At 69.3% G+C, this 23706-nt stretch carries 26 protein-coding genes; 13 read left to right on the top strand and 13 right to left on the bottom strand.

The window, feature by feature from the left end:
* Nucleotides 1-15 precede the first annotated feature (15 nt).
* The 3 genes from SACMADRAFT_RS12410 to SACMADRAFT_RS12400 are packed head-to-tail and all read left to right on the top strand — an operon-like array spanning nt 16 to nt 3498.
* The gene (locus SACMADRAFT_RS12410) at nt 16-1050 is read left to right on the top strand and encodes an ABC transporter substrate-binding protein (protein WP_009154167.1); all 1035 of its coding nucleotides are present in this window, start codon (nt 16-18) and stop codon (nt 1048-1050) included.
* A gap of 28 nt (nt 1051-1078) precedes the next feature.
* The gene (locus SACMADRAFT_RS12405; protein ID WP_009154166.1) at nt 1079-2308 is read left to right on the top strand and encodes a cytochrome P450; all 1230 of its coding nucleotides are present in this window, start codon (nt 1079-1081) and stop codon (nt 2306-2308) included.
* Nucleotides 2305-3498 (top strand): cytochrome P450, encoded by a 1194-nt coding sequence (locus tag SACMADRAFT_RS12400; protein WP_009154165.1) that lies wholly within the window; start codon nt 2305-2307, stop codon nt 3496-3498. The genes SACMADRAFT_RS12405 and SACMADRAFT_RS12400 overlap by 4 nt, the downstream gene beginning before the upstream one ends.
* A 9-nt stretch (nt 3499-3507) precedes the next feature.
* Here SACMADRAFT_RS12400 and SACMADRAFT_RS12395 read toward each other — a convergent pair whose 3' ends face one another.
* Nucleotides 3508-4050: a dihydrofolate reductase family protein gene (locus SACMADRAFT_RS12395; protein ID WP_009154164.1), complete on the bottom strand. Its 543-nt coding sequence runs from the start codon at nt 4048-4050 to the stop codon at nt 3508-3510.
* A gap of 158 nt (nt 4051-4208) precedes the next feature.
* On the opposite strand from SACMADRAFT_RS12395, the gene SACMADRAFT_RS12390 reads away from it, so the two are divergent.
* Nucleotides 4209-4802, top strand: coding sequence for a TIGR03086 family metal-binding protein (locus SACMADRAFT_RS12390; RefSeq protein ID WP_009154163.1), 594 nt, complete (start codon nt 4209-4211; stop codon nt 4800-4802).
* Between the two features lie 19 nt (nt 4803-4821).
* Here SACMADRAFT_RS12390 and SACMADRAFT_RS12385 read toward each other — a convergent pair whose 3' ends face one another.
* The 4 genes from SACMADRAFT_RS12385 to SACMADRAFT_RS29925 all read right to left on the bottom strand — a co-directional run bounded on the left by SACMADRAFT_RS12385 (nt 4822) and on the right by SACMADRAFT_RS29925 (nt 8110).
* Nucleotides 4822-5490 (bottom strand): TetR/AcrR family transcriptional regulator, encoded by a 669-nt coding sequence (locus SACMADRAFT_RS12385; RefSeq protein WP_009154162.1) that lies wholly within the window; start codon nt 5488-5490, stop codon nt 4822-4824.
* A 96-nt stretch (nt 5491-5586) separates the two neighbouring features.
* Entirely contained in the window at nt 5587-6348 is a 762-nt protein-coding gene (locus tag SACMADRAFT_RS12380; RefSeq protein ID WP_009154161.1) for a 3-hydroxyacyl-CoA dehydrogenase, read from the bottom strand.
* A gap of 20 nt (nt 6349-6368) precedes the next feature.
* Nucleotides 6369-7340 carry an NAD(P)H-dependent flavin oxidoreductase gene (locus SACMADRAFT_RS12375; RefSeq protein ID WP_040925670.1) on the bottom strand — a complete coding sequence of 324 codons (972 nt, stop codon included), beginning with the start codon at nt 7338-7340 and terminating at the stop codon, nt 6369-6371.
* Between the two features lie 593 nt (nt 7341-7933).
* Nucleotides 7934-8110 (bottom strand): hypothetical protein, encoded by a 177-nt coding sequence (locus SACMADRAFT_RS29925; protein WP_009154159.1) that lies wholly within the window; start codon nt 8108-8110, stop codon nt 7934-7936.
* 171 nt (nt 8111-8281) lie between these two features.
* On the opposite strand from SACMADRAFT_RS29925, the gene SACMADRAFT_RS12370 reads away from it, so the two are divergent.
* Genes SACMADRAFT_RS12370 through SACMADRAFT_RS12350 form a run of 5 tightly spaced genes read left to right on the top strand, consistent with a single transcriptional unit; the run spans nt 8282 to nt 12149 of the window.
* Nucleotides 8282-8803, top strand: a complete 522-nt coding sequence (locus SACMADRAFT_RS12370; protein ID WP_009154158.1) for a TQO small subunit DoxD — start codon at nt 8282-8284, stop codon at nt 8801-8803.
* Nucleotides 8800-9168 (top strand): Rv1678 family membrane protein, encoded by a 369-nt coding sequence (locus tag SACMADRAFT_RS12365; RefSeq protein ID WP_009154157.1) that lies wholly within the window; start codon nt 8800-8802, stop codon nt 9166-9168. Before SACMADRAFT_RS12370 ends, SACMADRAFT_RS12365 begins: the two co-directional genes overlap by 4 nt.
* 41 nt (nt 9169-9209) lie before the next feature.
* Nucleotides 9210-10340: an Rv1679 family acyl-CoA dehydrogenase gene (gene fadE16, locus SACMADRAFT_RS12360; RefSeq protein WP_009154156.1), complete on the top strand. Its 1131-nt coding sequence runs from the start codon at nt 9210-9212 to the stop codon at nt 10338-10340.
* A 22-nt stretch (nt 10341-10362) separates the two neighbouring features.
* The gene (locus SACMADRAFT_RS12355) at nt 10363-11175 is read left to right on the top strand and encodes an Rv1680 family SBP-like protein (protein WP_009154155.1); all 813 of its coding nucleotides are present in this window, start codon (nt 10363-10365) and stop codon (nt 11173-11175) included.
* The gene (locus SACMADRAFT_RS12350; protein ID WP_009154154.1) at nt 11166-12149 is read left to right on the top strand and encodes an Rv1681 family radical SAM protein; all 984 of its coding nucleotides are present in this window, start codon (nt 11166-11168) and stop codon (nt 12147-12149) included. The genes SACMADRAFT_RS12355 and SACMADRAFT_RS12350 overlap by 10 nt, the downstream gene beginning before the upstream one ends.
* Nucleotides 12150-12197: 48 nt before the next feature.
* On the opposite strand, the gene SACMADRAFT_RS12345 is transcribed toward SACMADRAFT_RS12350, so the two are convergent.
* Nucleotides 12198-12908 carry a rhomboid family intramembrane serine protease gene (locus tag SACMADRAFT_RS12345; protein WP_009154153.1) on the bottom strand — a complete coding sequence of 237 codons (711 nt, stop codon included), beginning with the start codon at nt 12906-12908 and terminating at the stop codon, nt 12198-12200.
* 101 nt (nt 12909-13009) lie between these two features.
* On the opposite strand from SACMADRAFT_RS12345, the gene SACMADRAFT_RS29920 reads away from it, so the two are divergent.
* The 4 genes from SACMADRAFT_RS29920 to SACMADRAFT_RS12325 all read left to right on the top strand — a co-directional run bounded on the left by SACMADRAFT_RS29920 (nt 13010) and on the right by SACMADRAFT_RS12325 (nt 16216).
* Nucleotides 13010-13156, top strand: a complete 147-nt coding sequence (locus tag SACMADRAFT_RS29920) for a hypothetical protein (protein WP_157617239.1) — start codon at nt 13010-13012, stop codon at nt 13154-13156.
* A complete protein-coding gene (locus SACMADRAFT_RS12340) occupies nt 13153-13566 on the top strand; it encodes a YkvA family protein (RefSeq protein ID WP_009154152.1) in 414 nt (137 codons plus the stop codon). The genes SACMADRAFT_RS29920 and SACMADRAFT_RS12340 overlap by 4 nt, the downstream gene beginning before the upstream one ends.
* A gap of 555 nt (nt 13567-14121) precedes the next feature.
* Nucleotides 14122-14553 carry a phage holin family protein gene (locus SACMADRAFT_RS12330; protein ID WP_009154151.1) on the top strand — a complete coding sequence of 144 codons (432 nt, stop codon included), beginning with the start codon at nt 14122-14124 and terminating at the stop codon, nt 14551-14553.
* Between the two features lie 406 nt (nt 14554-14959).
* Nucleotides 14960-16216, top strand: a complete 1257-nt coding sequence (locus SACMADRAFT_RS12325; RefSeq protein ID WP_009154150.1) for an MFS transporter — start codon at nt 14960-14962, stop codon at nt 16214-16216.
* 204 nt (nt 16217-16420) lie between these two features.
* Here the strand turns inward: SACMADRAFT_RS12325 and SACMADRAFT_RS12320 are convergent, their stop codons facing one another.
* The 7 genes from SACMADRAFT_RS12320 to SACMADRAFT_RS12290 form a co-directional block, all read right to left on the bottom strand.
* Entirely contained in the window at nt 16421-17776 is a 1356-nt protein-coding gene (locus SACMADRAFT_RS12320; RefSeq protein WP_009154149.1) for an aminomethyltransferase family protein, read from the bottom strand.
* A gap of 153 nt (nt 17777-17929) precedes the next feature.
* Nucleotides 17930-19192 (bottom strand): ABC transporter substrate-binding protein, encoded by a 1263-nt coding sequence (locus SACMADRAFT_RS12315; protein WP_009154148.1) that lies wholly within the window; start codon nt 19190-19192, stop codon nt 17930-17932.
* A 31-nt stretch (nt 19193-19223) separates the two neighbouring features.
* The gene (locus tag SACMADRAFT_RS12310; RefSeq protein ID WP_009154147.1) at nt 19224-20348 is read right to left on the bottom strand and encodes a branched-chain amino acid ABC transporter permease; all 1125 of its coding nucleotides are present in this window, start codon (nt 20346-20348) and stop codon (nt 19224-19226) included.
* Entirely contained in the window at nt 20348-21238 is an 891-nt protein-coding gene (locus tag SACMADRAFT_RS12305; RefSeq protein WP_009154146.1) for a branched-chain amino acid ABC transporter permease, read from the bottom strand. The genes SACMADRAFT_RS12310 and SACMADRAFT_RS12305 overlap by 1 nt, the downstream gene beginning before the upstream one ends.
* Nucleotides 21235-22083: an ABC transporter ATP-binding protein gene (locus tag SACMADRAFT_RS12300; RefSeq protein WP_009154145.1), complete on the bottom strand. Its 849-nt coding sequence runs from the start codon at nt 22081-22083 to the stop codon at nt 21235-21237. Before SACMADRAFT_RS12300 ends, SACMADRAFT_RS12305 begins: the two co-directional genes overlap by 4 nt.
* The gene (locus tag SACMADRAFT_RS12295) at nt 22080-22874 is read right to left on the bottom strand and encodes an ABC transporter ATP-binding protein (protein WP_009154144.1); all 795 of its coding nucleotides are present in this window, start codon (nt 22872-22874) and stop codon (nt 22080-22082) included. The genes SACMADRAFT_RS12300 and SACMADRAFT_RS12295 overlap by 4 nt, the downstream gene beginning before the upstream one ends.
* Nucleotides 22875-23240: 366 nt before the next feature.
* Nucleotides 23241-23702 carry a MaoC family dehydratase gene (locus tag SACMADRAFT_RS12290; protein ID WP_009154143.1) on the bottom strand — a complete coding sequence of 154 codons (462 nt, stop codon included), beginning with the start codon at nt 23700-23702 and terminating at the stop codon, nt 23241-23243.
* Nucleotides 23703-23706: the final 4 nt, after the last annotated feature.

Below are 23706 nucleotides of genomic sequence, written 5' to 3'. Positions count from 1 at the left end.
ATGTGGAGGTACGGCATGAACAAGATCACGAGACGTTCGGTGGTTCTCGGCGCGGCCGTCGCGCTCGCGGCGGGCCTTGCGGGCTGCGGCGGTGGACCCTCCGCCGGTGAGGGCACCGCCGAGGTCACCGACCCCGCGCTGAAGGAACTCGTCGCCGCGGCGCGGGAGGAAGGCACGCTCACGCTGTACGGGATTCCGGACGAGCAGGTGCTGCGCGCGGTCGCCGAGAAGTTCACCGAGTTGTACGGCGTGCAGGTGCGGCCGGTGCGGCTGGTGTCGGCCGATCTGGCACAGCGGTTCTCCTCGGAGGCTGACGCGAAGGCACCGGCCAGCGACGCGATCCTGCTGACCTACTCCCCCTTCTACGCCGAAGCGCTGCAGAAGAACTGGCTCACCCCGCTGTCCTCGGCGGGGATACCGGGCTATCCCGAGAACTACCCTGCCGACTACCTCGCGCAGGACGGCGACGTTGCCATCGTCAGCCTCGTGCCCACCAGCATGGTCTACAACACCGACACGGTGACGCAGGCACCGTCGTCGTGGCAGGCCTACGCCGACCCCCGTTACCGGGGCAAACTCGCCATGGCCGACCCGGCCACCTCGCCTGCCAACCTCGCGTTCTGGCACCTGATGCGGCAGAACTACGGCGACGACTTCCTGCGCGGGGTCGCCGCGAACAACCCGGCCTGGCAGAACAGTGCGGTACCGGGCACCCAGGCGGTGGCGGCAGGTGAGTTCGCGCTCGGCCACCCCGGCGTCGAGGCCATCGTGCGCAACCTCCGCGAGTCGGGTGCACCCGTCGACACGACGATCCCCGGCCCGACGACCGGCCCGGAAATCGGTCTGGGGCTGACCGCGGGCTCCGAGCACCCCAATGCCGCCAAGCTGTTCGCGCACTTCCTGCTCTCCGAGGAGGGCAGTGGCCTGCTGGCCGAGGTCTCGGGTGCGGGTTCGCCCTACGGCAAGGGACTTCCGCAGGGATTCGAGCGTCCCGCCGCGGTCTCGCCGGAACAGGCGGCGCAGCTCAAGCAACTGCTCTCCAGCCAGTGAACCGCCGACCCGCCGACGAGGAGCCACGATGACGCCGCGACCCAGTGACCGCGAGCGCGAACCGGAAAGCGACTTCGACCCGTTGCGGCCGGAGACGTTCACCAGCGCACACGAGTTGTACCGCGACATGCGCTCGCGCTGCCCCGTCGCCTACAGCACGACCTTCGACGGCGGGTTCTGGGCGTTGCTGCGCCACGAGGACGTCAGGCGGGTGCTGCGCGACACGGACACCTTCACCACGTCGGTGCAGAACACCGTGCCCAAGTTCGCGTTCACCGGCAGGCGGCCACCGCTGCATCTCGACCCGCCGGAGCACACGGCCTACCGGCGGGTGATCAACCGGTTCTTCACCCCCGGCAAGATGCGGGCACTGCACCCGAAGGTCAGGGCGCTCGCCGCGGAACAACTCGCCCCGCTCATCGAGGCGGGCTCGGGCGACATCAGCGTCGACTACGCGCAGAAGTTCCCCGCGATGGTGTTCGCGGAGTTCTTCAACCTGCCCAGAGAGCTCTCGGCGTTGATCAAGCAGATCAGCGCCGAGTACGTCGCCGCGATCATCGCGGTGGACGACGACAACGTGAAACGGCTCAGCGGCAAGCTCTACGAGATCGCGCAGGCGGTGATCGACGAGCGCCGAACCAGCCCGATGGACCCCGGCGACGACCTGACGACCGCGCTGATGCATGCCACCTACGAGGGCGAGCCGCTGCCGGCCGACATGGTGCTCGGCTGTGTCCGCCAGCTGCTGGTCACCGGCATGGTGGCGCCCAGTGTGTTCATCGGCAACATGTTCGTGCATCTCAGTGGCGACCCCGAGCTGGCGAGGACGCTGCGGGAGCGGCCGGACCGCATACCCGCCGCCGTGGAGGAGTTCCTGCGGCTGTACGGGCCCTACCGGGGAATGGCGCGCACCGCGCGCCGCGACGTCGTGTTCGGCGGCAGGTTGATCAGGGCAGGCGAGCCGATCGCACTGGTCTACACCTCTGCCAACAGGGACGAGCGGGTCTTTCCCGACGGCGAGAGCTTCGTGTTCGACCGCCCCAATCTCGGCGAGCACATCTCCTTCGGAGCGGGCGTGCACAGCTGTCCCGGCGCCCCGCTCGCGCGCATGATGCTCGTCGAGACGCTGCGGGAGGCGCTGGCGCGCACCAGCGACTTCGCGGTGTCCGGGCCGATCGTGATGGCCAAGTGGGCGGAGTGGGGCACGAACTCCGTTCCCATGCGGTTCGTACCCTCGGCCCGGCGGGCGGCGCCGTGACCGCACCGCTCGACGACTTCGACCCGTCGCGCAGCCAGGCGCCCGCCGACGTGTACGCCATGTACGCGCGGCTACGGGCGCACTGCCCGCTCGCCTACAGCAGCGCCTACGGCGGTCACTGGGCACTGAGCAGGCACGCCGACGTGAAAGCGGCGGCAGGCGACTCGACCACGTTCCTGTCCTCGGTGCGCGCCGTGGTACCCAGCGACCCTCGTGGCTTGCGCAGGCCGCCGCTCAACTTCGACGCGCCGGAGCACACCCCGTACCGCAGGGCGCTGGACCGCACGTTGCGGCGGCAGCGGATCGCAGCGATGGAGGCCCCGCTGGCCGAGCACGCCCGCCGCGAACTCGAACCGATGCTGCGGCGCGGGCAGGGCGATGTGGCGCAGGAGTTCGGCGCGCGGTTCCCGGCGTGGGTCACGGTGGAATGGCTCAATCTCGACCCCGAGGTGGCTCCCATGCTCGCCCGCACGGCCGCGCGATGGGTGAACGCCTGGCGGGCGCAGGACAGCGCCGCCGTCAACGAGCACAGCGAGCACATGTACGGCATCGCCCGTGAACTGGTGGCGCAGCGGCAGCGGCGACCGCTACCGGTCGACACCGACCCTGCCAGCTCGCTGCTGGCGCAACGGTACCGGGGCCTTCCGCTGGACCGCGAGCACATCGTGGGCGCGCTGCGGCAGTCGCTGGTGGTGGGAATGGTGGCCCCACCGATCCTGCTCGGGTCGATCTGTGTCCACCTGTGTGCCGACCAGGCGCTGCAGCGACAGCTTCGCGCCCGGCCGGAACTGCTCCCCGGGGCGATCGAGGAGTTCCTGCGGCTCTACACCCCCTATCGCGGGTTCGCGCGGACGGTGTCGCAGGAGTTGACGTTGCACGGCCGCACCGTCCGGCCCGGCGAGCCCGTCACGCTGGCCTACGCGTCGGCCAACCGCGACGAGGAGGTCTTCACCGAGCCGGACAGCTTCCGGCTGGGCCGCAGCAACATCCACGAGCATCTGGCCTTCGGCAGGGGCAGGCACCGGTGTGCGGGAATGCCGCTGGCCAGGCTCGGGATTCTGGTGGCGCTGCGGACGTTGCTGGCGGGCACCCGCCGGTTCGAACTCGCGGGCGAGGTGGAGGGCGCCAGGATGCCGGAGGTGGGCGCGGTGTCGGTGCCGTTGCGGGTGCAGCCCGCCGACCGGGACTGACGCGCGGGACTACCGCACGACGCGCAGCCACAGGTCCGTGGAGTGCGGGGTGTGGGTGAGGCCCAGCCGTTCCAGCCGCACCCTGGTGCCTCCTGGCTGGTCGAACAGCCGCACTCCGTCACCGAGCAGCACCGGCGCGACGAGCACCAGCAACTCGTCGAGTTCGTCGGCCGCGAGGCACTGCGCGGCGACACTGGCTCCGATGACGTTGACGTAGCCGTCTCCCGCCGCGGCCTTGGCCTGGGCGAGGCCGCTGTTCAGGTCACCGACGAACGTGGTGCCCGGCACGGGGGTGTCCGGCGGGTTGTGGGTCAGCACGAACTGTGGGCCGCTCCAGCCCCCTCCGAACGGCTTGCCCTCCTTCGGTGTTCCCCGGTGTGGGTCGTCGCCTCGGAAGCTGCGGTTGCCCACGAGCAGCGCCCCGATCCTGGCCATGAACCCTTCCACCGTCGGGTTGGGGCCGAGATGTTCGGTGAGCCAGGACATGTCGCCACCGGGACCCGCGATGAAGCCGTCCAACGACATCGTGCACGAGTACAGCACCTTCGCCATGACATCCAACCTTCCGCCTGCGGTTACGCCGTCGCCGGGTAGACACCGGCGAGGACCGGAACTCGTCGCCGCGCCGGAAATGTCGGTGCGGGCCGGCAGCATTCAACTCGACGCGACGACACGGCGACACAACGGCACGGCAGGAAGGCGGTAGGCGAATGGCTGACAGATTCGACCTGGCACCGGCGACCGAGGAGTTGGCCCGGTTGGTGCGGGGTGTGCGCGACGACCAGCTCGGCGGTCCCACCCCGTGCGAGCGAATGACCGTGGGCGACCTGCTCGACCATGTCGACGGCCTCGCCGTGGCGTTCACCGGGGCGGCACGCAAGGAACCGGTCCACGTCGGCGACCCTCCTCCCCCGCCACACGCGGCCGGTCCGGGTGAGGGCCTGCGCACCCGCGTGCCGCGACGGCTGCGTGACCTCGCGTCCGCCTGGCGCGAGGAGTCGGCGTGGTCGGGCGAGACCGAGGCGGGCGGCGTCACGCTGCCCGGCGAGGTCGCCGGAGTGGTGGCGCTGGACGAGGTGATCGTGCACGGCTGGGATCTCGCGGTCGCAACCGGTCAGGACTTCCGCTGTGAACCCGCCCTGCTCGCGGCGGCGCTGGAGTTCGTACGCGCGAGCGTCGCCGAGCATCCCGAAGGCAGTCCCGGACTGTTCGGGCCACCCGTCGCGGTACCCGACGACGCGCCGACGCTCACACGCCTCATCGCGCTGACCGGCCGTGACCCGTCGTGGCGGCCCCACGGGTAGCGGGACGGCTCGCGGTGGGTCAGCGTGCCTGCCGCTGCGCGGCGGTCGAGGCTGCCCGATCGGCGGCACCCGGCCGCGCTCCGACCGTCAGCAGCGCGATGTCGATGTACCTGCGGGCCACGTCGGCGGGCGACAGCGGCCCGTCGGGGCGGTACCACCTGGCGATGGACTGACACATCCCGAGCACGGCGCGCGCGGTCTCCTCGGGGACGGTGGCGGTGAACACGCCGTCGCGCACGCCGGCCTGCACGATCCCGAGCAGCAGGTCCTCGATCTCCTTGCGCCTGGCCGCGTACCGTCTGCGGTTGCGTGCGGAGAGGTGTCTCAGCTCCAGGTCGAGCGCCGACAGTTGCAGCCGCTGCGTGGTGTGCAGCACGATCGCCTCCACCACGTTGACGAACTGCTGCTGAGGTCGTTCGCCACCCGCGGCGGCCGCCGCCCGGACCCGCCAGGCCACGTCGCCGGTGCCGAGTTCCAGCAGGGCGGTGAACACGCCCTCCTTGTTCTCGTGGTGGTAGTACAGCGCGGGCACGGTCAGCCCGACCCTGCGGGCGATGTCGCGCACCGTCGTGCCGTGGAAGCCGTGCTCGTAGAACGCGTCGAGCGCGCCCGCCAGGATGGGGGTGAGGTCGAGCGGCTCGTAGTGCCGCCAGTCGACCTCACTCACCGTGTCGTCGCCTCGCGCCATCTGCACCTACCGAACGTACTGCCGGGCGGCCACGACCATACCCGGCGAGCCCGACCACCACCTCGTCGCGCTCGCCTGCCCGGCTGCCGCGCCCGATCAGCGCGGCGCCATCCGGATGGCGCCGTCCAGCCGGATCGTCTCGCCGTTGAGCATGGGGTTCTCGACGATGTGCAGGGCGAGCGCGGCGAACTCCGCGGGGTCCCCCAGCCGGGACGGGTGGGGCACCTGCGCGCCGAGCGAGGCGATCGCCTCCTCCGGCAGGGCGGCGAACAGCGGGGTGTGGAACAGTCCGGGCGCGATCGTGACCACCCTGATCCGCAGTGAGGCCAGGTCACGGGCGATCGGCAATGTCATGCCCACGATGCCGCCCTTGGATGCGGAGTAGGCGGCCTGCCCGATCTGCCCGTCGAACGCGGCGACCGAAGCGGTGTTGACGACGACACCGCGTTCCTCGCCCTCCGGCTCGGCCTTCGCCATGCGCTCGGCGGCCAGCCGGATCACGTTGAAGGTGCCGATCAGGTTGACGTGCACGACCTTGGTGAAGTCGGCCAGCGGGAAGGCACCCGACTTGCCGACGGTCTTGAACGCGTTGCCGATGCCCGCGCAGTTCACAACCGTGCGCAGGGTGCCGAGCCGCTCCGCGGCGTCCAGCGCCGCCGCCACCTGATCCTCGTCGGTGACGTCGGCGGGCGCGAACACGACACCGTCGCCGAGTTCGTCGGCGACGGTGTGGCCCTGCGACGACGGCAGGTCGACCACGGCGATCTTCGCGCCCTTGCCGTGCAGCTCGCGCACGGTGGCGAGGCCGAGACCCGACGCGCCACCGGTCACCAGGGCGACCCCGTTGCTGATGTCCATGCCGCTCGTTCCTTCCTGGCTCAGCGCACCACTGCCGCGAGCCGGTCGTTGATCAGCTCACGGGCGCCGGTGACGATTCGGTCGATCAACTCGGCGACGGTCGGGATGTCGTGAATGATTCCCTGCACCTGACCCGCGGTCCAGATCCCCAGTTCGAGGTCGCCCACTTCGAGCACCTTGCGCCCGCGGGTACCGGCGACGAGGTCGCGCACATCCTCGAACGCACCGCCCGCGGCCAGCCGGGACACCACTTCGGTGCTGACGCTGTTGCGCGCGACGCGCGCGGTGTTTCGCAGCTGCCGAAAGATCAGTTCGGTGTCGCGCTCGGTGGCCTCGACGAGCCTGCGCTTGACGTTGTCGTGCACGGGGGCTTCCACGGTGGCGACGAACCGGGTCCCCATGTTGATCCCGTCCGCCCCCAGCGCGAGTGCCGCCACCAGTCCGCGTGCGTCGCCGAAGCCCCCGGAGGCGATCATCGGGATGTCGATGCGTTCGGCCGCGGCAGGGACGAGCACGAGGCCGGGCACGTCGTCCTCGCCGGGGTGGCCCGCGCACTCGAACCCGTCGACGGAGACGCCGTCGACGCCCAGTTCCTGCGCCTTCACGGCGTGCCGGACGCTGGTGCACTTGTGCAGCACCTTGACGCCGCCCTCGGCGAAGGCGGGCAGGTGCTCGGCGGGGTTGAAGCCCGCGGTCTCCACCACAGGTACGCCGGACTCGATGATCGCGTCGCGGTACTCGGCGTACGGCGGCGGATTGATCGAGGGCAGGATCGTCAGGTTCACGCCGAACGGTTTGTCGGTCATGTCCCTGCATCGGGAGATCTCCGCGACCAGGTCCTCGGGCGAAGGCTGGGTCAGCGCGGTGATGAAGCCGAGGCCACCGGCGTTGGCGACAGCGGCCACCAACTCGGCCCTGCCCACCCACTGCATCCCGCCTTGAACGATCGGGTAATCGACCCCGAAGACATCACAGAACCTGGTCCGCACCATACGCCTCGGGCACCTTCCTCTCGCAACGGCCAGCCCGAGACTAGCTATTTATCGAGCGCTAGGTACGTGACCTGCGTCTCAGCCGTCGCGATCACGGCAGGCGAAGCGGCGGGGGTTCGCGAAGCGCCGCAGCGGGTCGCTCCACCTCGCCCGGTGCACCACGGGCCGCAGGCCGACAAGCCTCACGGCCAGGCCGAGCCAAAGCGCCACCGGGCTTGGCAAACTCCGGGGGTTGGCGAAACGCCGTGCTGAAGCCAAGCCTCACGGACCAGGCCAATGCGCCACGGCGGGCGAAGCACCGGGGGTTCGCGAAGCACCGCAGCGGACCAAGCCTCACAGTCAGGCCAGCTCATGCGCCACGGGGCCTGGCGAAACTCCGGGAGGTTGGCGGAACGTCACTCACGGCGGGCGGGGGGCCGCGCGGCTGCCGCCGCAACCGTGTCGGGACCGCGCCCGGTCGGGTGGACCCTGCGGCCCGCTTCCGTGCTGGCCCAGTCCCATCCGTGCGGGTGCCGGTGTCGGTGTCGGTGTCGGTGTCGGTGTCCGTGTTGGTGTCCGTGTCGGTGTCGGCGGGCGATGCCGCTTCGGCGGTTTCAGTGCCGCTGTGACGGCCCCTCGTCGTCGGAGCTTCGTGGCCGTGACGAACCGGCGGATCGCGGTGCCAGGTCTGCCCGGTCGGCGGTTCGCTGCTCGCCACCCGGCGCGTCGTCGGAGATGTCGGGCACCGGAATGCCGTACGGTGCCGTCTCCTCGTTGCGAGTGTCCTTCATGGATCGCTCCCTTCTTCGGTAACTCTTCGAATTCCCTGTTGACCCGGCTCCAAACGGGCGGCGCCCGATACTGCTCGTCGCCCGTTAGGGGTCCGTAAGGAGCCATGCCCTTGTGACCCGGACAAGGGTTGGCTTGGCTGGTGGCACGGCTGAGCCAACGGAGGGCGCACGATGAATGTCCGGGTCGGACAAGCGGTCGGCACGGGGCCGGCATCAGGGGCTCTGCTGGCCTTCGTGCGGGTGGGTGTGGCGCTGCTGTGGATCCAGAACGCGGCATGGAAGGTGCCGCCGGACTTCGGCGAGGACGGTGGCGGCGGGCTCTTCTACTTCACCCGGTTCGCCGTCGATCGACCGGTCTGGGGTCCCTACGCCTGGTTCGTCGAGCACGTCGTGCTGCCCAACTTCGCCGTGTTCGGTTGGGTGACCCTGTTGGTTGAGGCGGGGCTGGGGGCCTTTCTCCTGGTGGGCCTCGCGACCCGGCTGTGGGCGGTCGTCGGCGTCGGCCAGTCCGTTGTGATCACACTTTCCGTGCTCAACGCGCCGCACGAGTGGCACTGGTCCTACTACCTGATGATCCTTGTTCACCTCGCCCTGTTCGCCACCGCGGCGGGCCGCCACTTCGGGGTGGACGCCGTGTTGCGCCCGGCGCTGGGCAACAGCCGCGCGGCACGACTGCTGAGAGGACTGACATGACGCTCTCCGCCGCCGACAAGGCAGCGGCGGCCCTGGGAGCCGGGGCGCTGCTGAGCACGTTGTTCGCGCTCTCCCCCGGCTCGCACCTGCCCTACGACTTCGTCCAGGTACGTGGGCCCGGGCTGGTGCTGCTCCTGGCGGCAGGCGCGGTGGCGGTGGCAGGTGGGCTGCTCGCCGTCCGCGCCGTGGTGCTGGCGGCGGGCGCGGCGTTCCTCGCCGCGGCGATCACACAGTTGGTGCAACTCGGCGGTGGCACCAACTGGTTCGAAGGCAACGGTTCCACCTTCTCCCTGCTGCTCGGGTTGGGTTGCGGGCTGTTGGTGGTCGGCCTGGTTCCCAGGCGAGCGCCCGGCGAATCCCGTTGAACAACAATGCCAAACACACCCGAGAAGCCACGAGGAGCACTGTGAACGCCGGAATCGACAAGCTTTCCCCGCTGCTGGCCCCGGTGCTGGAACTGGCACGCGAACATGCCGCCGAGGTCGACGGCGAAGCACGGTTTCCCACCGAGCCGGTGGCGGCTCTGCGGGAGTCGGGACTGCTGGGGCTCACCGTGCCTGCCGAGTACGGTGGACTCGGGTGCGGGCCACACGAGTTCGCCGACGTGGTCAGCGCGCTGGCGGCCGAGTGCGGCTCCACCGCGATGATCTACCTGATGCACGTCAGCGCCACCATGCCGCTGGCGCGGGCCGCGCCCGCCGCCATGCCCGGACTGCTGTCCGAAGTGGCCGCTGGAAAGGTGCTGGCCTCGCTCGCCCTTTCGGAGCGAGGTTCGCGCTCGCACTTCTGGGCACCGGTCTCGCGTGCCGCGGCCGAGGGTGACACGTTGCGGGTGCGCGCCGACAAGAGCTGGGTGACCTCCGCCGGGCACGCCGACATCTACGTCGCCTCGACACTGACCCCACACGGCGACGCCGTCGACCTCGTGGCGATCCCCGCCACGACACCCGGCATCACCGTGTCGGGCGATTGGCGCGGGCTCGGCCTGCGCGGCAACGCGTCGGCACCCGTCACCCTCGACGTGGAACTGCCCACCACCGCACGCCTCGGCGAGGCAGGTGGCGGGTTCGCGCTGATGATGGAAGCCGTGTTGCCGTGGTTCAACCTCGGCAACGCTGCCGTGTCGACAGGGCTCGCGGGTGCGGCCACCGACGCCGCGACAGCGCACGCCACCGCGGCGACATTCCAGCACCTCGAGCAGAGCCTGTCGGCACTACCGACCATTCGCGCGCAACTGGCGCGGATGTCGATCGAGGTCACCGGCATGCGAGCGATGTTGCGGCAGACCGCCGAGGCGCTGGCACGGCCCGGCGAGGACGCGATGCTGCACGTACTCGGCAGCAAGGCCGCCGCCAACGACGCCGCGCTTCGGGTGACCGACGCGGCGATGCGGGTGTGTGGCGGCGCCGCCTTCTCCCAGCACCTCGGCATCGACCGCTACTTCCGCGACGCCAGGGCCGGACACGTGATGGCTCCCACGGCCGACGCGCTCTACGACTTCTACGGCAAGGCCCTCACCGGGCTGCCACTCTTCTGACCAGGGAAAGGGGATCGACACCGTGAACGAGCCGCTTGTCGTCGGCGCTGTTGCCTACACGCCCAACGTCGTCACGATCTGGGAAGGGATGCGCGACTACTTCGCCGACGGCCCCGCCCCCATGGATTTCGTGCTGTTCTCCAACTACGCGAGCCAGGTACGGGCGTTGCTGGACGGCACGATCGACCTGGCGTGGAACACCAACCTGGCCTGGGTCCGCACCGTCGGCCGCACCGACGGCGCATGCAGGGCACTGGCGATGCGCGACACCGACGCGGTGTTCCAGAGCCTGTTCGTCGCCAGACCGGGCAGCGGACTCGCCGGGTTGGCCGACCTCAAGGGCAGGCGGCTGGCGCTGGGTTCCCGCGACTCGGCGCAGGCCGCGATCCTGCCGGTGCACTACCTGGCCGAGGCCGGTCTCGACGTGCGGGATGTGGAACTGCTGCGCAACGACAGCGACGTCGGCAAGCACGGCGACACCGGCCGCAGCGAGCTGGACGCGTTGCGCGCCGTGCTCGACGAGCGTGCCGACGCGGCAGTGGTCGGCAGCAACACCTGGGAGGCGATCGGGCGCGAGCGACTGATGCCGGGCGCGTTCGAGGTGTTCTGGGAATCGCCCACCTACTCGCACTGCAACTTCACGGCACTTCCCCATGTCGGTGAGGAGCGCACCCGGCCGTGGCTGGAGTGGCTGTTCGCGATGGACTGGGACAACCCGGAGCACCGGCCGATCCTTGAGCTGGAGGGGTTGCGCCGGTGGATACCACCGCGAATGGACGGTTACGAGTCGTTGTTCGCGGCCGTGCGCGCGCAGGGAGTGCCGCAGTGGTGGTAATCCTCGACCTGGTGCAGCGCGTCGGCGCGGTGGCCGAAGGTGACACCGTCACGGTGCCGCTCGACCCGGCGCAGGCCGACACCGTCGCGGCGTGGTGCGAGCACACCGGCAACGAGTTGCTCGGCATCAGCGGCGGTGTCGCCACCGTGCGCCGCGGCCGGGCGCCGGACCCGGTGGCGGAACTCGCCCCTCAGCAACGGCCAGGGGTGCGGTTGTGGCTCTACACCAACTTCGACTGCAACCTGGCCTGCGACTACTGCTGCGTCCGCTCCTCGCCGCGAGCTTCCAGACGGGAGCTGGGAGCCGACCGGGTGCGCAGGCTGGCGGCCGAGGCGGCGGAGGCAGGCGTGAGCGAACTGCTGCTCACCGGAGGTGAGCCGTTCCTGCTGCCTGATATCGAGGAGTTGGTGGCGCACTGCACCGCGGTACTGCCGACCACGTTGCTCACCAACGGGATGCTGTGGCGGGGCAGCAGGCTCGCCGCGCTGCGGCGGATGGACCGCGATCGGTTGACGCTGCAGATCAGTCTCGACTCGGCCGATCCAGAGCCACATGACCGGCACCGTGGTCGCGGTTCCTGGCGGCGTGCCGTGGCGGGCATCCGGCTCGCGCTGGCGGAGGGCTTCCGGGTTCGCGTCGCGGCGACGTTGCCGCCGAGCCGGCTGCGTTTCCAGCAGCCGCTGCACGCGTTTCTCGACGACCTCGGGATTCCCCGGCGCGACCAGGTGATCCGGCCTCTCGCGCGGCGCGGGGTGGCCGAAAGCGGCGTCGAGTTGACCATGGAGTCGCTGATTCCCGAGGTGACCGTCACCGCCGAAGGGGTGTACTGGCATCCGGTGAGCGCCGACCACGACGACCAGCTCGTCACCACCGAGTTGTTCCCGCTCGGCTCCGCCATCGAGCAGGTGCGCACCAGGTTCGCGCAGCACCGTTCCCGCGCCGACGCCGCAGCCAGGTGGTTCCCGTGCGCCTGACCGTTGCCCACCGCGACGCATCCGGGTTTCGGCCGGATGCGCGGCGTTCTAGCCGAGCGCGTCGTCAGCTTTGTGGACGGTCGGACTCACCTGCGTGGCCGGTTCGGTGTCGGCGGGCGGGGCCGTGGCCACCTCGCTGGTCGCGGCCTTGTCTCGACGGTCACGGAAAACCCAGCCGCCCAGCACACCGCCGAGGAAGCCGAACAGGTGTGCCTGCCAGCTGATGCCTGCCTCGCCCGGCACCAGCACCGAGAACTGGTAGGCGAAACACAGTGCCATGACCAGCCCGATGACGATGTCCACGCCACGCCTGTCGAACAGGCCGCGCACGAGGACGTAGCCGAAATAGCCGAGCACCACACCGCTCGCGCCCGCCCCCACGGTGTCGGGCGGGTGGGTCAGCCACGCACCGAAACCGCTGACGAGGACGATCAGCGCGGTCACGCCGAGGAACTTCCGCACACCCCGCAGCGCGGCGAGAAAACCGAACACGAACAGCGGACCCGAGTTGCCCTCGATGTGCCCCCAGCTGAAGTGCAGGAACGGTGAGCTGAGGATGGTGGGCAGCGAGTCGACGTCCCGCGCGAGGATGCCGTACTCCAGGCTGAGCCGGTAGTCGTTGGCCCAGTTGACCACCTGCACGATCCACAGCACCGCGACGAAGGTGACCATGACCCACAGCGCGCGCCGCGCGTCGGCGACCAACGACTCCGCGTCTCTGGCGCCCAGCACCGCAGGTCTCGTCGGGCCTTGACTCATCGCGGTGTTCCCTTTTCTCGTTGAACTCGGTGCGGCGAAACCCTACCCGTGGCCATGCCTTGTCTCGCCGCGCGTGACGCAACCGTGACGCGGTGGTGTGCGTGACACGCGCACCGCTGCCCTTCGCTGCCGTGGCCGCGTTCCGCGCCCCGGTGATCGCCGACCTGCGCGGCTATGCTGCCCAGGTGTCCGGCGTCGGTTCGTCCAGTTCGCCGCCCCCGGTGGTGCGCCCGCGGCGGCGGCGATGACGGACTCGTGGTGGGGGCCGCTGGTCGTCTCGGCCGCGGCCCTCGTGGTGGTGTGGCTGGCGCTGGTGCTGGTGCTGGTGCTGGCGAACCCGCGCGGGCGGTCGCTGAACGAGGCCATGCGGCTGCTGCCCGACCTGCTGCGGCTGGTGCGCAGGCTCGCGACCGACCGTGAGCTGCCACTGGGTGTGCGGTTGCGGCTGTGGCTGCTGCTGGCATACCTGGCGTTGCCGATCGACCTGGTGCCCGATTTCATCCCGGTGCTCGGCCACGCCGACGACGCGATCGTTGTCACCGTGGTGCTGCGCTCCACCGCGCGAAAGGCGGGCTCGCTGGCGCTGCGGCGGCACTGGCCGGGTACCGCGGCCGGGTTCTCCGCGCTGTGCAGGCTCACCGGACTGAAGGAGCCGTGACACGTGTCGCCAAACCGGTGATCAGGTACCACCTCGCTGCACCTGGTCTCGACCCGCGGTAAGGCTTGGCCGGCCTTCGACTCGGTCCGGTTGCTCGGGGCCCGCTCGAAGTCGGTTACCCACGCCACTGGACATTCAGGTGAACCTCACCCGAGAACTGCCCGGTGCCGAACCGGCTCGGCAGGGAGGTTTCCTGCTGTTCTCGAACACCTCGATCGGGCGTCGCGAAGCGCTCGAAGCAGCATTCGTGGCACGCATCCTCGCGGCGTTCCTGGTGCGCACCGACCGCGGGCCCTGCGCCGCGTTGGGTGGGGCTCGGCGTTTCGATCGCGGTCGTGGTTCGAGCCGCACAGCAGTTCGTGCAGATGCACCGGGCGCTCGCCACAGGGGACCCGATGCCGGAGCACCTCGAGCACCCTGGGTCGGCGATCTTCGCCTGCCCACCCGGGGTGAGCAGGGCCGCTATTTGGGCGAGTGACTGTTCGGCCGAACCGCCTGTTGGTGCCGCAGCGCGTGCCGCACCGGCCGTTTGCGGGTTCGGGTGCGCGGGTATCGATGGCGGGAACGCAGCTCCCGCGAGACGACGAGGAGATCCCGATGGCGGACAGGCAGGGCGGCGACCGGGTCAGTGAGGTTTCCGAGCAGGTCGGTGCGCTCGTGCGCGACGAACTGCACGACGCGCTGCGGGAACTGCGTACCAAGGCCACGCAGGCGGGACTCGGCGGAGCGCTCGTCGCTTTCGCGTGCGTGCTCGCCCTGTACGCCGGTGCCGCCTTCGTCCACGGACTCAGCCTCGCGTTGAGCAGGGTGCTGCCGTCCTGGCTTGCGGCGACCGTCACCGGGATCGCGCTTTCGGCCGTGGCCGCGCTTGCCGGCTACGCCGGAGCCGACCGGATCCGTCGGGCAGTTCCCCCGGTGCCGGAGCAGGCGCTGTCCGACGTCCAAAGCGGCGGCGAGGCGGCGGGCAGGGCAGCCCGCGAGCAGTGACCGGCCGGGGGTGCGACCAGGCATCGAGGATGTAGCGCCTTCGCGACCGCTCGCGAATGTGGGGGCGCGCCGCCGGGTCGGCCCCGAGGTCCGGGTGGCTTGAGATTTTCGCCTCACCGCGCGCGAAACTCGCCGTGACGGCCGTGTTAGTCATGTGTCAGTCGACCACCCTGTGTGTCCAGTACTTTCTCGACCAGCATGAGGCCGGCTCCCGCTGAGCGCCGGCCGAGTAATCCCGCGCGTTACGGCGCGGCGATGTTGGCATCGCCACAGGTTTAGAACTGCGAAACCGCGGTCTGGCACCGGTTAGCGTGTTGACGCCCGGCCATCGACGACCGGTGCTGATGTCTGTTCTTCCGGGTCACCGCCGCGTCGGTGTGCCCTGCCCCGGCTGGAGGAAGCAGCTTTGCGGCGACAACTGCCGCCCGTGTTTCGCGCACTAGGCAACCACAACTACAGACTGTGGGCGAGCGCCGACCTGGTCTCGGTGACCGGTACCTGGATGCAGGTGCTCGGGCTGAACTGGGTGGTGCTGGCCATGACGGGCTCCGCCACCTCACTGGGCATCTCGGTGCTGCTCAGCACCCTGCCCGCGCTGCTGATCGGGCCCTGGGCAGGCGCACTGGCCGACCGGTTCCCGCCCCGGCGGATCGTGCTGATCGCGGAGAGCACGCACCTGGTGCTGGCGCTGCTGCTGGCGCTGGTGGTGTGGAAGGGCCTGCCGGTGGGCGCCATCTACGCCCTCACGGCACTGTCCGGGCTGGTCGGCACCTTCGGTGGGCCCGCGCTGGGCCGCTTCGCCAGCCAGGTGGTGCCCAGAAACGACCTCGGCAACGCGCTGGCGTGGAACTCGATCGTCAACTCGATCGGCAGGGTGCTCGGCATGAGCCTGGCAGGGGTGCTCGTCGCGGTCGCCAGCGAACCGCTGCTGTTCCTGGTCAACGCGGCCACCTTCGTCGCCGTCATCGTGACCGTCCTCGTGATGCGCGCCGGTGAGTTCTACCCGATCGCGGTGAGCGACCCCGAACTCGCGGGTGTCAGGGCAGGACTGACCTACGTGCGCGGGCAGCGGGCGTTGTTGCTGCTGTTCGCGCTGGGGTTCGTGCTGTCCAGCCTCGGCCGCAACTACCAGGTGACGATGGCGGCCATGGCGGAAGGACCGCTGGGAGCCGGCGCGGCGGGCTACGGTGTGCTTTCGTCGGTGTTCGCCGTCGGCACCGTGGTCGGCGGCGTCGTGACCGCTCGTTTCCGGGAGCTCACGATCCCGCTGCTGCTCGGTGCCGCCGCCTTCACCAGCGTGCTGCAGGCCATCAGCGGCTTCCTGCCCAACCTGGTGGGCTTCGCGGCCATGATCCTGCCGATCGCCGCGGGAGCCGTGCTCATCGACACCGCGAAGAGCACGCGGCTGCAACTTGACTCCGACGAGGGGATGCGCGGCCGGGTCCTCGCCGTCCAGGGCACCGTCGCCGCGGCCGCCGGAGCCGTCGGCGCGCCGCTGCTGGGCTGGCTGGCTGAGCGGTTCGGGCCGCCACAGGCGCTGCTCGTCGCCGGGCTCACCACGCTCGTCGCCACCGCGGCGGCGGCCGCCGCGTTCAGATCAGGTAGGCAGCAGGCAGCCGAACCGGTGGCGGCGACTCCCGTCCCCGCCACGGCCGGGAGCTGAACGCCGCGCGCGGAGCCGGTCGGCCCCGCCCACGTACGCTTCGCCCCGACCCTGGAGGTTGGAGCATCGGTTACCGCCCCACCCGGAGGTGATCTCGCGGGTGGGGAGACGACCGCACCGCCGACCGTGCTGGTGACAAGTTGTGGCGGCCGTCGTCGAGTTTCCCGCGAACCGTCCAGCGGTTCGCACGTCGACCCACGGCTGTCAGGACGTGCGGTAGGACTGGCGGACCTCCTGGACATACGGTGCGGGAGCCACCGTGGCCCTGATCTCGACCTGCCGGTGCCGTTCGACGGCGGGTTTGGTGGAGTTGGGCTCCTCGCCCCACAGCACCGTGACTTCGGTGCCCGGCTCGGCGACCTCGGCATCGACCGTCGCCAGCGACACGAACGCCTGCTCGTTGGCGATGTAGCCGACGTCGAGCGACAGGCCGACCGCTTGCCCGCCCCGCAGCACCGTGTCCACGTGGAAGAACGCGTAACGGGACTTCGGCAACTCGATGTACTTCGCCGGGACCCCCGACTCGGCCAGAGACCGGAACACAGCGGCGACGTCATCGGGGTGCCACACCAATGTGACCTTGGTGCGGTGGGAACCGGCGGCCACCCGTTCCAGGGCCGCCCGGCCAAGGAAGTCGTGATCGAACTTGACCGTGTGTCCGTAGCCGAGGTCGTACGGCGTGACGTAGTAGTCACTGATCTGCGGCGAGTTCATGCTGCCGCCCAGTGATCCGAGCGCATCGGCGCCCAGCCACTGGCGGTACGCCGTCAGCTCGGGACCGAAGATGGCAGGCACCACCGTCGGGACCCAGCCCGATTCCAGGTTGGCCGTGGAATAGGCCTTGGCTCCCGCCCGCACGAGGCCGAATTCCTCACCCGCCTCCAGGAGCGCGGCGAGTACGTCATCACCCTCGTGCCACGGACCGAACAGTTCGAAGCCGGGCCTGCCCGCCATGCCGTGCCGCAGCGCCCGCACCCGATGACCCGCGATGGTGAACTCGGTCATGTGGAAGAACTTCACGGCGGGCAGCGGGCGGCCGGTGAGCTTCTCGACGAGGGGCTTCGCCGTCGGACCCTGCAGTTCGAAGCGGTAGACCGTCGGAGGGCCGGACGGCCGGTCGGCGGAGTTCTCGTCCCGCTCGATGGTGACGTCGTAGCCACCGGCCTCGGCGTTGTACTGCAACCAGTTCGGCACGGTCGGGTGACCGACCAGGTCGAACCGCCCGTCCTCGAGGTGGAACAGGATGGCGTCGCCGATCATGTACCCGTCGCCGTTGACGGCGACGTACTGCTTGGCCTTGCCGGGAGTGAAGTTCGCGAACGTGTTGACCCCGAAGTCGGACAGCAGCCGCAGCGCGTCCGGACCGCTGAGGTAGAGATCCGTCATGTGGTGCGACTGGTCCAGCAACGCGCACGAGGCGCGCCACGCCCGCTGCTCCGAGCGCCAGTTCGTGAACTCCGGCTTGACCGGGAACGTGTGCGGGCGAACGGTCGAGTGACGCAGTAGCTCCACCGGGGATTCCGCACGCTTGATCGCGGCCTCGAGACTTTCCGTTCCCATTGCAGCTGCCCTCCTGTGGCCTGCTCGTCATTCGACAGCCGCAACACTTGCCTTGTTGCGGCGCTGTGATCCGGGTGCCGCTTCGCGATTCGATCGAGACATCAGCGTTCGCCGGCCACCGGGTTACCCGGCGGCCGGCGAACGAGCGAGAACTCAGAACTTGTCGGGCAAGCCCTCCGGCGCCTCGTACTGCACCTCCGCCGCCTTCAGGCCGTACTTGTTCTCGGCGGTGGGCTTGAACTGGTACAGGGTGGTGGTGCGAGGCAGGATCCGGGTCTCGCCGAGCTTCACCTCACCGTTGAGCCCTTGGAACGTCAACGTGTCGATACTGGCGATCGCCTCACGGATGCCCTTGCCGCTCAGGTCACCCATCTCGATGGCCTTCTCCAGAACCGTCGTCGTGGTGACCGCCTGCATGTAGCCGTAGACGTACTGCAGAGTGACCGGCTTGTCCCCGATGGCTTCCTTCAAGTTCTTGATGCCCTCGACCGAGGTGTCTTCCAGGTCGTTACCGGGGCCGGTGAACACGAAGTTCGACTCCAGGTACTTGGCCACCTCAGGCATGTCGGCGAAGCCGATGTTGTGAGCGATGAACTCCGACACCCAGGTGGGAGCGAAGTTCAGCTGGCTGGCCGCCGCCACCATCGAGGGTGTGTTGCCCTCAGCGCCACCGAAGGTCACCACCGAGCACTGGGCACTCTTCAGGGCCTGCATCTGGGCGGTGAACTGGGTGTCGGTCGGGTTGAACCGCTGCACCTCGGTGACCTTGCTACCGAGCTTGCCGGTGACGTATTCCATGCCCTCGACGACGGCGTCACCCCAGTCGTTCTCCATGACCAGGGCGCAGTACTTCGCGGAGTCGGCCTTCGCACGGCCGGAGCTGTTGAGGTAGGAGATGGCGTTGACGACGTTGGTCTGGTACGAGCCGAAGATCGGCACGAGGCTCGGCTCGTCCTTGATGTTCGCGTCCTGGTTGCTCGGCACGGCGTTGCCGTCGTTGCGCATCATCAGCGGCACGAGCGCCTTCACCGACGGGGTGCCGAGGACGCCGGACAACATGACGATGTCGCCACGGATCTTCTCGTAGGCCTGCACCGCCAACTGGGCGTTGTACTGGTTGTCGGCGGTGACGAGCTCGATCTTGTACTTGCCCGCGACACCGCCTTGCGAGTTCACCTTGTCGAACCACGCGTTCTGCCCGACCAGTTGCTCCTTGGCACCCGCGGCGATAGGCCCGCTCAAAGCGAGGATGTTGCCGACCTTGATGGTGCCCTGGTCGGGGTCGAACCCTGGCACGGCGGCCAACCCATCGGCTCCGCCTCCCGAGGAGCTGTCGGTACTCTGCGCGGCGCAGCCGGTGAGTGCCGTGGCCAACGCTAAGGCCGCGGCGCCGCTGGTTAGAAGACGTCGCTTCATTGTGTGTCCCTTTCGGATGGTAACAGCGCTGTTACGCTGGGTTTGCGACGGATCGGCGAGCCTGGAGGGCCCGGCGCGCACGGCCGAGGAGCGCCACCAGGCCCTTGGACTCCAGCAGCAGGAAGGCGACGATGAGGCTGCCGTACAGGATCAGGTTGAGATCCGTTGTGGACAGTCCATCGCTGCCAGGCGTCCCCATGAACGGCAGCTTGTCGGAGAAGTTGTCGACCAGGACCGGGACCATACTGACGAAGATCGCACCCAGCACCGGGCCGAAGGTCGATCCGAGGCCGCCGATGACGATGATCGCCAGGTACTGAACGGACAGGTTGACATCGAAGTTGTCCGGGCGGATGTACTGCAGGTTGACGGCGAGCAGGCCACCGGCCAGCCCCGCGATGGCGGTCGAGAGGATGAAGGCGTTCGCCTGCGTGCGCATCATCCTCACGCCCAGCACCTCGGCCGCCATGTCGTGGTCACGCACCGCCTGCATCGCGCGTCCCCCTCGGGTGCGCATCACGTTGGCGGTGAACAGCAGCACCAGCGCCAGGCAGCCCCAGATGAGGATGAACAGGCTCTGCTCACGCAGGAAGTAGATCGAGCCGAGCTGCAACTGCTCGAAGTCGATCGGACCGAGGGTCGCACGCGCCGAGACGACGGTTCCCTCGTTCCCGCCCGTGATCGACGGCAGGTTGCGACCGAGGAAGATCCCGAGGAACACCAGTCCCAGTGACACGATCGCCAGGTAGGGGCCCTTGAGTCGCAACGCGAACGGCGCCACGAGCGCACCGCAGATCCCGCCTGCGAGCGCGGCCGCGGGGAGCCAGACCACCATGGGAAGGCCCATGGTTCCCCCCACGTACTGGGTGGTGAACGCCCCGACGCTGACGAAGAACGCGTGGCCGAGCGAGATCTGCCCGGCGTACCCGGTCAGCACGTTGAGGCCCACCGCGGCGATGGCGGCGGTACCGGTCGCGTTGAGCACGCCCAGCCAGTAGGTGTCCCCGAAGTTCATCGGGAACGCGACGATCAGCACCAGCAGCGCCACGAGGCCCCACCGGGCCGAGCGGGAACCGACCAGCCGCGGGTTGGCCGCCTCACGGGCCTTTTCGGGCACCTCGACGGGCTCGGCGGATACTGCCTGCTGCGAGGTCATCACGCTCTCCTCACCTTCCGTGTCCCGAAAAGCCCCTGGGGGCGAACCAGCAGAATGGTGATCATGACGATGTACGGGATCACCTCGGAGAAGCCCTTGCCGAAGCTCTCGGGGACCGTGGCAACGGCGAACTGCTGGACGATGCCCATGACGAGACCGCCCACCACGGCGCCCAGCGGGGACTCGATGCCGCCCAGGATGATCACCGGAAGTGCCAGCAGGGCGTACAACTCCAGGCCCGGCCGTGCGCCACCGCCTGCCGCGGTGGCGAGGAACATCCCGGCCACGGCGCCGAACGAACCCGCGAGCGCCCACGACAACCGGTGCACCAGCCGGTCGCTGATGCCCTGGGCCAGCGCCGCCTCCGGATCGACGGCCGTAGCCTGCATGGCCAGCCCCAGGCGGGTGCGCCGCAGGAAGAGCGCGAGCGCCACCAGCAGCACCGCCGTGACCACCACGACCGCGATGTCGCGGTGAGTCACCGCCACCGGCCCCAACCGGACGTGAGCCAGGCCCCACGGATCGGCGATGGCCAAGGGCTTGGTGCCCCAGACGCCGTAGAAGATGGGCGGGATGAGGATCAACAGTCCGAACGTGACCAGGATCGGCGTGAACAGGTTCGAGTTCGCGATCCGGTGGACGATCAACGCCTCGAGCAGCACCGCGATACCCGCCGTGGCGAGCACGGCGAGCAACACCGCGACCGGGAACGGCAGATTCAGCGTGCGGCTGGCGGCGTAGGTGAAGTAGGCGCCCATGACGACGAAGGCGCCCTGTGTCAGGTTGAGCACCCCGGTCGATCGGGCGACGACGACGAAACCGAGCGCGAGCAGCCCGTAGAGGCAACCCAGCGTGATTCCCCCGACGAGGACCTGAAGTTGCTCGGTCACGACCGCGCCTCCTTTCCCTGCTGCGAAGCGGCAACGGCCCCACTGCTCACGGCCTTGCGCACGATGTCCTCGTCGCTGCCACCCAGGTAGGCGCGGATCACCCTGGGGTCGGAGATGGCCGCCTCGGGTGACTCGCAGCAGATGACCTCCCCGAAATCGAGCACCAGCACCCGGTCGGCGTAGCGCCGGACCAGGGCCATGTCGTGCTCGATCATCACGACGGTGAGGCCCAGCCGCTCCTTGGCCTGCAGTACCCACTCGGCGAGTTCGCGGCTCTCGCCGCTGTTGAGCCCCGCCACCGGTTCGTCGAGCAGGAGCAGCCGGGGTTCCATGGCAAGCGCCCGCGCCAGTTCGATCCGCTTCTTGACGCCGTACGGCAGATCGCGGACCTCGTGGTCGCGCAACTCGCCGAGGCCCATGATCTCCAGGAGCGGCTCACAGGCGGCCCGTGCCTGACGCTCCTCGCGCCGGGCACGGCCGAACCACAACCCACCGCTGAGGATGCCCGCACGCATCGTGTGGTGTCGTCCCAGGACGACGTTGTCCAGAACCGTCATCTCGTCGAACAGGGCGAGGTTTTGGAAGGTGCGCGCGATGCCCAGCGACGCGATCGTCGGCGGCCTGCGACCGATCAGCGACTTCCCCGCGAACAAGACCTCGCCGTGGCTGGGCTGGTAGACCCCGTTGAGCACGTTGAGCATCGAGGTCTTGCCCGCGCCGTTCGGTCCGATGATCGCGAAGAACTCCCCCTGGCGAACCTCGAAGCTCACGTCGCGGATGGCATGGACTCCACCGAAGGAGAGGCCGACTTCGCGCACCTCGAGCAACAGCGGTTGTTCGGTCATGCCTGGCCTCCGCTCGGCGCCAAGTCCTGCGAGTCCTCGTCGAGTCCGAGATAGAACGCCTGAATCTCCGGATCCTCGAGCAGTTCCTGGCTGGGCCCCGACTTGGTGACCCGACCGTGCGACAGCACGTAGCCGTAGTCGGAGACACCCAGCGCCATCGTCGCGTTCTGCTCGATGAGCAGCACGCTCGTGCCCGCCTCCCGGATCGCCGCGATGGTGTCGCGAACCTGGGAAACCACCTTGGGTGCCAGGCCGAGCGACGGCTCGTCCAGCACGATCAGCCTCGGCGACTGCATGAGGGCACGTCCGATGGCGAGCATCTGCTGCTCACCCCCGGACAGGTACCCCGCGTGCTGGTCACTGCGCTCCGCCAGCACGGGGAACATCTCCAGGATCTGCTCGGTCCGCCGCCGCAGCTCGGCGTCGTTGCGCTGCGTGATGCCGCCCACGGTGAGGTTCTCGGCGACGGTCAGCTCGGCGAAGACGCGACGCCCCTCGAGGGTCTGGCTGATCCCGCCGCGCACGATGTCGCGCGGGCCGCGCCCGGCGATGGATCGTCCCTCCCAGAGGATCTCGCCCGCGCTGATGACTCCACCGTGGAACGAAAGCATCCCCGTCACACTGCGTGCCAGCGTGGTCTTGCCTGCACCGTTGACGCCCATGAGCGCGACCACCGTGCCTGGTGGGACCGAGAGACTGACGTCGTGCAGGGCCTGCACGTTCTTTCCGTAGCGCACTGCCAGTCCGCGGACCGAAAGGCACTGTGAGGTGTCGGTTGTCGCGTGTGCCACCGGCTCTCCTTCACGTCCTTGTAGAAGGGATGGAAACGAGAACGTGTTCGAGTCGCTCGGCCCGATGAACGGATGACCGCCAGGTGCCGTGGGCGCACCGAACGGTTCGCGCACCGTCGGCATGGTTGCGACCGCCCGGCCACCGAGGTTCCTCGTCGCGGTCGGCGTCGCGTGCTCAGCCAAGCACGACCCCGCCGATGCGGGCACGGTCAGCGGTCGTATCCCCCGTACGACATTTGACGTACGCCGCGGCTGATCCGCGGTTTCGCCGCGCGTCATTCGCCCGCCGCCGGGCTGCTTGCCGATGCGCCGGGCATCGGCAATCCGTGGCCCGGCACTGTCGTCACCGGCGGGCCGCTGACCTGGTCAGACATACTGGCGGACCAGACTCTGCGCGACACATACGGGCTTTGCGCCTCCCTCGATTTCGAAGGTGACCGTGAGCTTGGTCTGCACCCCGCCGTCGATCTCCGTCGCCTCGTCGACCACGGCGGTGGCGCGCACCTTGCTCCCTACCGGCACGGGAGCCGGGAACCGTGCCCGGTCGAGCCCGTAGTTCACACCCATGGAGAAGCCCTCGAAGCTCAGGATCTGCGGCAGCATCATCGGGATCAACGACAGTGTCAGGAACCCGTGGGCGATGGTCGTCCCGAAAGGACCGTCCTTGGCGCGCGCGGGGTCGACGTGGATCCACTGGTGGTCCCCGGTCGCGTCGGCGAAGAGGTTGACCTGTTCCTGGGTCACCTCGTGCCACGCCGAGTAGCCCAAGGGCTTGCCGACGAGGGCCTTGACCCCCTCGACTCCGATGGCGACGGTGGGTTCACTCATGCTC

The organism is Saccharomonospora marina XMU15, assembly GCF_000244955.1.
Lineage (GTDB): Bacteria > Actinomycetota > Actinomycetes > Mycobacteriales > Pseudonocardiaceae > Saccharomonospora_A > Saccharomonospora_A marina.
This window is presented reverse-complemented; position numbering and strand designations above follow the sequence as displayed.

Excerpts from the sequence above, each read along its gene's own strand:
- SACMADRAFT_RS12375 (WP_040925670.1), bottom strand. The coding sequence starts at position 7,340 with ATGGTGCGGACCAGGTTCTGTGATGTCTTCGGGGTCGATTACCCGATC.
- SACMADRAFT_RS12345 (WP_009154153.1), bottom strand. The coding sequence starts at position 12,908 with ATGAGTCAAGGCCCGACGAGACCTGCGGTGCTGGGCGCCAGAGACGCG.
- SACMADRAFT_RS12310 (WP_009154147.1), bottom strand. The coding sequence starts at position 20,348 with ATGACCTCGCAGCAGGCAGTATCCGCCGAGCCCGTCGAGGTGCCCGAA.
- SACMADRAFT_RS12365 (WP_009154157.1), top strand. The coding sequence starts at position 8,800 with ATGACGCTCTCCGCCGCCGACAAGGCAGCGGCGGCCCTGGGAGCCGGG.
- SACMADRAFT_RS12395 (WP_009154164.1), bottom strand. The coding sequence starts at position 4,050 with ATGGCGAAGGTGCTGTACTCGTGCACGATGTCGTTGGACGGCTTCATC.
- SACMADRAFT_RS12330 (WP_009154151.1), top strand. The coding sequence starts at position 14,122 with ATGGCGGGAACGCAGCTCCCGCGAGACGACGAGGAGATCCCGATGGCG.
- SACMADRAFT_RS12300 (WP_009154145.1), bottom strand. The coding sequence starts at position 22,083 with ATGACCGAACAACCGCTGTTGCTCGAGGTGCGCGAAGTCGGCCTCTCC.
- SACMADRAFT_RS12320 (WP_009154149.1), bottom strand. The coding sequence starts at position 17,776 with ATGGGAACGGAAAGTCTCGAGGCCGCGATCAAGCGTGCGGAATCCCCG.
- SACMADRAFT_RS12340 (WP_009154152.1), top strand. The coding sequence starts at position 13,153 with ATGACGGACTCGTGGTGGGGGCCGCTGGTCGTCTCGGCCGCGGCCCTC.
- SACMADRAFT_RS12410 (WP_009154167.1), top strand. The coding sequence starts at position 16 with ATGAACAAGATCACGAGACGTTCGGTGGTTCTCGGCGCGGCCGTCGCG.
- SACMADRAFT_RS12370 (WP_009154158.1), top strand. The coding sequence starts at position 8,282 with ATGAATGTCCGGGTCGGACAAGCGGTCGGCACGGGGCCGGCATCAGGG.
- SACMADRAFT_RS12290 (WP_009154143.1), bottom strand. The coding sequence starts at position 23,702 with ATGAGTGAACCCACCGTCGCCATCGGAGTCGAGGGGGTCAAGGCCCTC.
- SACMADRAFT_RS12380 (WP_009154161.1), bottom strand. The coding sequence starts at position 6,348 with ATGGACATCAGCAACGGGGTCGCCCTGGTGACCGGTGGCGCGTCGGGT.
- SACMADRAFT_RS12385 (WP_009154162.1), bottom strand. The coding sequence starts at position 5,490 with ATGGCGCGAGGCGACGACACGGTGAGTGAGGTCGACTGGCGGCACTAC.
- SACMADRAFT_RS29925 (WP_009154159.1), bottom strand. The coding sequence starts at position 8,110 with ATGAAGGACACTCGCAACGAGGAGACGGCACCGTACGGCATTCCGGTG.
- SACMADRAFT_RS12390 (WP_009154163.1), top strand. The coding sequence starts at position 4,209 with ATGGCTGACAGATTCGACCTGGCACCGGCGACCGAGGAGTTGGCCCGG.
- SACMADRAFT_RS12315 (WP_009154148.1), bottom strand. The coding sequence starts at position 19,192 with ATGAAGCGACGTCTTCTAACCAGCGGCGCCGCGGCCTTAGCGTTGGCC.
- SACMADRAFT_RS12405 (WP_009154166.1), top strand. The coding sequence starts at position 1,079 with ATGACGCCGCGACCCAGTGACCGCGAGCGCGAACCGGAAAGCGACTTC.